Source organism: Acidimicrobiia bacterium (assembly GCA_016650365.1).
In the GTDB taxonomy this organism is placed as follows: Bacteria; Actinomycetota; Acidimicrobiia; order Spongiisociales; family JAENVV01; genus JAENVV01.
The window spans coordinates 1-6,636 of the sequence record JAENVV010000156.1 but is presented as its reverse complement, the minus strand read 5'-3'; the positions used below and the strand labels follow the sequence as shown (position 1 = coordinate 6,636).

At 61.2% G+C, this 6,636-nt stretch carries 7 protein-coding genes and 1 tRNA gene; 4 read left to right on the top strand and 4 right to left on the bottom strand.

All coding sequences use genetic code 11. The features are described from left to right. A partial coding sequence (zwf, locus tag JJE47_09485) for a glucose-6-phosphate dehydrogenase (GenBank protein ID MBK5267651.1) occupies positions 1-1,318 on the top strand: 1,318 nt, incomplete at its 5' end. Between the two features lie 53 nt (positions 1,319-1,371). Here the strand turns inward: zwf and JJE47_09480 are convergent. Beyond that, a complete protein-coding gene (locus JJE47_09480) occupies positions 1,372-1,734 on the bottom strand; it encodes a hypothetical protein (GenBank protein MBK5267650.1) in 363 nt (120 codons plus the stop codon). Positions 1,735-1,812: 78 nt separating this feature from the next. Then, positions 1,813-2,079: a hypothetical protein gene (locus tag JJE47_09475; GenBank protein MBK5267649.1), complete on the bottom strand. Its 267-nt coding sequence runs from the start codon at positions 2,077-2,079 to the stop codon at positions 1,813-1,815. A 263-nt stretch (positions 2,080-2,342) separates the two neighbouring features. Here JJE47_09475 and JJE47_09470 point away from each other — a divergent pair, with 263 nt between their 5' ends. Beyond that, positions 2,343-4,538, top strand: coding sequence for a hypothetical protein (locus JJE47_09470; GenBank protein ID MBK5267648.1), 2,196 nt, complete (start codon positions 2,343-2,345; stop codon positions 4,536-4,538). A 257-nt stretch (positions 4,539-4,795) separates the two neighbouring features. Then, positions 4,796-5,098, top strand: coding sequence for a WhiB family transcriptional regulator (locus JJE47_09465; GenBank protein MBK5267647.1), 303 nt, complete (start codon positions 4,796-4,798; stop codon positions 5,096-5,098). Positions 5,099-5,115: 17 nt separating this feature from the next. Here JJE47_09465 and JJE47_09460 read toward each other — a convergent pair whose 3' ends face one another. Further along, positions 5,116-6,048, bottom strand: a complete 933-nt coding sequence (locus JJE47_09460; GenBank protein ID MBK5267646.1) for a sigma-70 family RNA polymerase sigma factor — start codon at positions 6,046-6,048, stop codon at positions 5,116-5,118. 116 nt (positions 6,049-6,164) lie between these two features. Between JJE47_09460 and JJE47_09455 the strand changes: the two genes are divergently transcribed. Further along, positions 6,165-6,240: transfer RNA gene (locus JJE47_09455), tRNA-Val, on the top strand. Positions 6,241-6,270: 30 nt separating this feature from the next. On the opposite strand, the gene JJE47_09450 is transcribed toward JJE47_09455, so the two are convergent. After that, positions 6,271-6,636: tyrosine-type recombinase/integrase (locus JJE47_09450; GenBank protein ID MBK5267645.1), on the bottom strand; the 366-nt coding region annotated here is incomplete at its 5' end.

The following is a 6,636-nucleotide window of genomic DNA, read 5'->3' as shown; positions in this document are numbered from 1 at the left end:
TTCGGTCGTCCTTGGGGTGGGACGCCAGACGCTCACCGACGACGAGTTCAGAGCCGAAGCCGCCGAAGCGTTGCGGGCCGCCGGACTCGACCCCGACGACACCGAGCGGTGGTGTTCGGCATGCCTTCATTATCAAAGCATCAGCGACGGGTTCGAGGCCCTCGCCGATCGGATCCGGCGGATCGAAGCCGACCATTCGATGCTGGCCCAAAACCGGGCCTTCTATCTTGCTCTACCCCCGCAGGTGTTTGAGACAACGGTGACCGGCCTGGCCGAAGCAGGTCTCAATCACAGCGCCGGCTGGACCCGGTTGGTGGTCGAAAAACCTTTTGGACGCTCGTTCGAATCTGCCCTGGCGCTCAACGACCTGGTCCATACGGTGTTTGATGAACAACAGATCTACCGGATCGACCACTACCTCGGCAAAGACACCGTCCAGAACCTGCTCGTTTTCCGCTTTGCGAACGCGCTCTTCGAGGGAGCCTGGAACCGTGATCGGATCGAAGAGGTCCAGATCACCGTCGCCGAGGCGCTCGGGGTCGAAGACCGGGCCGGATATTACGACCAGGCTGGAGCCATGCGCGACATGGTGCAGTCGCACCTCGCCCAACTGTTGACCCTCGTCGCCATGGAACCCCCGACCCGACTCGAGGCCGGTGCGATCCGGGATGAGAAGGTCAAAGTGCTGGCGGCCGTGCGTGCCATCGACCCTGAGAGGGTCGTGTGGGGCCAATACGCCGCCTCGTCGGGCGTCGATGGAACGATCCCCGGATACACGGACGACCTCGGCCAGGACTCGTCCACCGAGACGTTCGTAGCCCTTGAGTTGTTCATCGACAACTGGCGATGGGAAGGCGTCCCTTTCCGGCTTCGCACCGGCAAAAAGTTGCCAGGCAAAGCCACCTCGATCGCCATCGTCTTCAAAGAAGCCCCGATCTCACTGTTCGGACCCGAACACGCCGGCCATGCCCAGGCGAACGTCCTCATGCTCACCATTCAACCCGACGAGGGGTTCAAACTCTTCTTCGATGTCAAGGGACCGGGGGAGGGAGCGGCATTGCGTACCGAGGCCTTTACCTTCTCCTACCAGGAAGCCTTCGGCGACCTACCAGACGCCTACGAAACGCTCTTGGGCGATGTCATCGACGGGGATCAGACACTGTTCGTGCGTGGCGATGAAGTCGAGCGGTCCTGGCATCTGTTCGACCCCTTGATTGAGTCAGCCCATGAGGTCGTGGCCTATCAGGCAGGCGTCGAATGGGGGCCACCATCGGCGGCGGAACTCGTCGGCGAACACGGTTGGTTGGAACAGGCTTAACGTCGGTGGGCCCGACCGAAGTCGGGCCCAAACTTTGCCTTTTTCGCTAAGGGTTATCCAAGCGGGCTGAAGATGACCGGTGAAGAGGGCGGAAGACAATGGTCGGACGCCCAGGCTTTTTTCTCCTGACCGCGATTTCCCAATTCCTGCGCTGTCTGAATCGCGTTGGCGAATTGCTTTCCGGTGCATTCCCCTTGATTGGCGAAGGCGGCGGGGGCGAGGGCGGCAATGGACAGGCCGGCTGCCAGTGCGAGGGTTGCAATCTTGCGCATGTTTTTCTCCCAAGAGGTGTGTAAGTGGATCAGTTGTCTCTCTATCGGCAAAAGCTCAAGAAAACCTGAACGCGCAGAGTGGTATTTCTTCGGGTTTTCGGGGAAGGGGCGGCGACCAGTCCCGGGGGCGAGCGAGTTCGTCATTGGATGTGCCTGCCCGAACGGCCTTAACGAATCTGTACCCGGCCAAGCCGGGTACAGATTCGCGGCAGCGTGTTGTCGTTAGGGACAGCTGAAGAGCGACACGCAGGGTGGTGCAATTGTCTCATCGACAGTTGGCACTTCAGTAACGGCTTCCTCATGCAGATGCTGGTTCTTGTCGTGGCCTTTGCCCCGGCCCTCGTGGTGGCTGGTATGCCGGTCGTGACCGTGCACCCGGGTCACCGGGGCGAAGTCCTTTTTGGCGCGGTCCGAATGGGCCATGGCGGCGGGGGCCAGGGCGGTGATCGACAGGGCGGCTGCCAGGGCCAGGGTTGCAATCTTGCGCATGTTTCTCTCCCAAGAGGTGTGTAGGTAGATCAGTTATTTCTCCATCGGCAAACGCTCAAAAATACATGAACGCGCAGAGTGGTCGTTCCTGGAACTGTTGGAAATCCTCCGACCACCATCACGTTCGCCCCCGATGGGCGGGTCATGGCGGGCTGGGCAGGCGAACGCAGTGAATCGTTCATCCGGGAACAGATCGACGCGTTGATCGCCGGGAGCTAGCCAAAATCCGCAGGTAATCGCCGGTGGCTGGTACGTTCTTGCGGGTGAGACGAGCCTTCCTGATAGTTCTGTTGCTGATTGTCGGTGCCTGCACGACCGACGAGGCGCGCCCTCAAGACACCATCGCCAAGGTGTGCGTCCTTCCCGCCGATGGCTTGCCCGAGCCACACCGCGGGTCGTGGGCACCCCAACCGGACACCGTGAACGGACTCAGCCGATTGGCGAGGGTGGAAGGAACCGACCTCCTTCTCCAAACCGAGGGCTCCGACGCGGCGTTTGTGGTCGGGATCAACCTGGGGGCAACCGTACCCAACCATGCCCCGGGTGAGTTGGCCCTCAGCCGCGACGACTACCAACGGTGGTTCCCGCAGATGTCGGCGATGGGTTTCCGGGCCATACGGATTTACACGATCCATCCGCCCGAGTTCTATCAAGAACTACTCGCCTATAACACTGCCCACCCCGACGCCCCGCTCTATGTCATCCACGGTGTCTGGATACCCGAGACTGAGTTTCTTCGGGATCACAACCTTCACGCTCCAACGGTCGTAGCGGACATGAAGTCAGAAGTCGACGCTGCGCTGGGGGCGGTCACCGGCACGATCACCATTGCCGACCGACCGGGCCATGCGTCAGGCGAATACACGGCCGATATCACCCCGTGGCTGTATTCGTGGGCGATCGGCGTCGAGTGGGACCCGGCCGCCACGCTGGACTCGGACAAGACCAACAAGGGCATTGCGTCATACGCAGGTGAGTTCTTCACGAGTTTGACCGGGGCCAGTCCGACCGAGATCTGGATTACCGAGATGCTCGACCACCTGGCCACCGGCCTGGCAGAACGGGGCCTCACGATGCCGCTGTCGTTCGTGAACTGGCCGACGGCCGATCCGCTGGCCCATCCCGACGAACCATTGCCGCTGGAGGACCTGGTGGGGGTCGACGCCAACATGGTGTCCGCTACCGATGCCTGGCCGGGTGGCTTCTACGCCAGCTACCACGCCTACCCCTACTACCCCGACTTCGTTCGTCACCAGCCAGGGATCGCCGACTGCGTGTACAAGGGGGGAGCCGACCCGTACGCCGGCTATCTCATTGCGTTGCGAAACCATCACGCCGGTATGCCGGTCGTCGTCAACGAGTTCGGGGTGCCATCGGCGGCCGGGTCTGCCCATTTCGGTCCCAAGGGACGCGACCAGGGTGATCACTCCGAGCAGGAGATGATGGCGATGAACGCCGACATGCTCGACATGCTCTACACGCTGGGCTTTTCGGGCGGCTACGTGTTCGAATGGGTCGACGAATGGTTCAAATTCACCTGGAACACGATCGATTATGAACTTCCCGGCAGTCGCCGGTCACTGTGGATGAACCCGTGGACCAACGAAGCCCATTTCGGCATGGTGGCGATCGACCCGGGAGCAGCCGAGGTCGTGGTGATCGATGGCGACGGAGATGAGTGGCTGGACAACGGCTCACAGGTCATCCTCGAAAGCGAAACCGGTGTACGACAGGTCAGAGCCCTCAAAGATGAAGGGTATCTGTATGTGCGCCTGTACGTGGACGGGTCGTACGCCTGGGATACCAACCCGGTGACGCTCGGATTCGACGTCCTGGCGGGCGGTAGCGACGGGCTTCCTGGCTATTCGGATGCACCGGATGGCTCCGATTATGCCATCACGGTTGGCCCCGGCGCCGACGCCCAGGTGTGGGTGCGGGCTTCCAATGATCAGTTCGCCATCCGGTACGGCCTGGCCCGCGAGTACGTCGAAGTGAACAAAGCCGACCTCCAAGAGGGGAGCGGCGTCTGGAACAAGTACCGGCTCATCACCAACCGGCCCCAGACGATCCCCACGACCGGCCAGACGTTCCTGGCCGAGATCTTCGAAGCCGGGGCATTGCGGTACGGCACGTCCGATCCGACCGACCCGGCGTTCGATTCGCGCACGATGTGGGCAGATTCGGCGAACATCATCGAACTACGCATCCCCTACCAGGGGATCGGGATTTCCGATCCATCGTCGCGAATGGCCTATCGCATCCAGCCAGATGGCGCCGTGACGACCGAACCATTCGACCGGATCGGGATCGTGGTGGCGTTCGGGGGAGACGTGGCCGAGACCTCGGGATACTCCTGGGATCCGTGGCAGAAAGCGTCCTATCACGAGCGCATCAAAGTCGGTGCCGGCGTGTTCACCGATGTGGCGAATCGGATTCACGGAGAAAATTCCGGAAATTAGCTTGACTCGGAGTCTGCCGATCCGATACGGTGACCCGACGAGTTATTCGCCAACGATTTTGGGAAAGGAGCCGACCAACATGATGAAGACACTTCTCACCGCGACCCTCGCCTTCGGATCGATTGTTCCGACAGGCACCAACGCGCTTTGGCGGCTCCACGCGTTGTAAACGTACCTTTTCTTGTTGAAGGAGCCGCCGAATCAAACCGGCGGCTTTTCTTTTGGTTGGTTGTCGGTAAGACAGAGGGATAACCAGCATGATCAACCTATATGAGCAAGGTCTGTGTGTATCAGGCGATGTGGCCGACCTCTTCTTCTCGGAAAACGTCCGGGACTTGGGACAGGCTCAGGCCATCTGCGCCGAATGCTCAGTTCAGATCGAGTGTCTCGAGATTGCCCTGGAAAAGGGCGAAGAGTGGGGCGTGTGGGGCGGCGTCATCTTTTGGGATGGGGTGCCGTTCTATCGTCGCAGAGGACGGGGCCGTCCTCGCAAGGACCAATCCAACTCGCCACTCGAAGCCGACCGGGCCGACCTGTGGCAACTCGTCGAGACTGCGTAATCAGATGCCGTATTGGCTCAACCGGCGAACAGTCGTCGGAGATTCGCAGGGCTCGACGGGTGCCGCAGCTTGGCGAGGGCCTTCGCTTCAATCTGCCGGATACGTTCCCGGGTCAGGCTGAAGTGTTGGCCCACCTGGTCGAGCGTGCACGGGATGTCGGACTTCAAGCCGTACCGCATCTCGAGCACCTCACGTTCTCGGTCGGTGAGTCGGGCAAGGAATCGCTGCAGGTCGGCAGATTGGAACGCCGAGGCGATGGCGTCGAACGGTGCTTCGGCACCCATGTCCTCGATGAAGTCGCCAAGAACGGCGTCGTCCTCTCCGACCGGTTCGAAAATCGAGATCGGCTCCGGGGCGTACTTGAGGGCCTCTCGCACCCGGGCTTCGGGGATCCCGGCCTCATCGCCGATTTCTCCGGCGGTGGGGGATTGTCCGCTGTGTTTGAACAGGTGCTGTTCGGTGTGGCGGACCAGGCTGATGGTGTCGATCATGTGGACGGGTACTCGAATGGTGCGGCCCTTGTCGGCGATCGCTCTGGTGATGGCCTGACGGATCCACCAGGTGGCATACGTCGAGAACTTGAAGCCTTTGCGATATTCGAATTTTTCAACGGCCCGAATGAGGCCAAGGTTCCCCTCCTGGATGAGGTCCAGCAGGGGGAGTGAGGCTTTCGAATACCGTTTCGCGATCGAGACGACCAGGCGGAGGTTGGCATTGATGAACGTCTGGCGGGCCTCGAGACCCCTGCGGATCGCCCGATCCAATTTGATCCGCTCCGGGATCGTGTGGTCACTTCGACTGGCGAGCATCTCGACGGCTTCTTTGCCCGCTTCGATGGTCTTGGCCAGGTCTACTTCCTGTTCGGCTGTGAGAAGTTCAAACGAGCCAACACTGTCCAAGTACTTTCGGAGGTCCTCGTTGCCTTCTGGACTACTCGATCTGGCGGCCATCAACATCACTTTGTTTGAGGGGAAGCGTCGCGGATAGTACCGACGCCACCACCGATGTTTGCGTCTTTCATTCGAGTTGGACAGCAGACGGGCCGTGTGGTCTCATATGGGCCGACGGGGATGTAGCTCAGTTGGGAGAGCGCTGCCCTTACAAGGCAGAGGTCGTCGGTTCGAGCCCGGCCGTCCCCACCACCCGAATCCCCTGCATTGGCGGGGGATTTGTTATGTCAGGCCTCGTCCGGTATCTCTCCTCTTGTTGGTCTGCGTCCACATTGCGTCCACATGAGATGGGTCCCAGGGCGGGTTGAGGGTGTTGGCGGCGGTGCGGTCGAGGCCTTCGTAGAGGTGGCCGTAGGCGTCGAGGACTGTTTTGACGCTGGTGTGTCCGAGTCGGGAGGCGATGACGGCGGGGTGGGCGCCTTGGGCGATGAGGAGGGCGACGTGGCTGTGTCGTAGGTCGTGGAACCGCATCGGTTGGCCGACCGAGTCTGTGACGGCGGGGAGCCAGAATCGGCTGCGGAATGTGTTGCGGCGGATGGGTCCGCCTTCGGGGGCGGTGAAGATCAACCGGTCGGGGCCGGCCGGGTG